The organism is Oleiphilus sp. HI0123, from assembly GCF_001635315.1.
In genome coordinates this window covers 1-513 of sequence record NZ_LWGE01000602.1, presented here as the reverse complement: position 1 = coordinate 513, position 513 = coordinate 1, and the positions used below count along the sequence as shown (strand labels likewise).

The following is a 513-nucleotide window of genomic DNA, read 5'->3' as shown; positions in this document are numbered from 1 at the left end:
AACTTTTTCTTCTCTTTCTAGCATGAGGTTTAACTTGTCCATCATTTCCTTGCGTTCGTGGGATTGTTGCCATGCTTGCCAATCTTGAGTGCTACGCCAGTTGCAAAGGATGACTCGGTGTCTTGAGTTGGTAATATCTTTTAATGACTCCCCAGAAATAAAGCCCGGAGCTCGAATGGCTTTTTGTAGCGTTTGTTTTGCAGTATCCTCATAGTTTGCTTCCAGTGATTCCGCGATGGATCTTTCGATAATAACCCTAATCATGGCATGCCCCTCCAGTGTGCTGTTGTTTTAAGTATAGATTAAAAAAGAGAGCTAGATGTTACATCAACACCTTTTGGATACTCAAGGTTTGTATTGTCCTGAACCTGTTATGATGCTGCACTCAAAAATTGACGAGATGCAAAGTGGGGACGTGGTCAAGGTAATCGCTTCCGACCCGGCCACTCAGCGTGATATACCAAAATTCTGTCAGTTTCTTGGTCATGAACTGCTCGATCAGAGCCAGGAAAA

General features: G+C 43.3%; 2 protein-coding genes. One reads left to right on the top strand and one right to left on the bottom strand.

What is annotated here, in order from left to right:
• Positions 1–264: antibiotic biosynthesis monooxygenase (locus tag A3761_RS05465; protein WP_068749961.1), on the bottom strand; the 264-nt coding region annotated here is incomplete at its 3' end.
• A 55-nt stretch (positions 265–319) separates the two neighbouring features.
• Between A3761_RS05465 and tusA the strand changes: the two genes are divergently transcribed.
• On the top strand, positions 320–513 hold a 194-nt coding region (tusA, locus tag A3761_RS05460; protein ID WP_068749959.1), incomplete at its 3' end, for a sulfurtransferase TusA.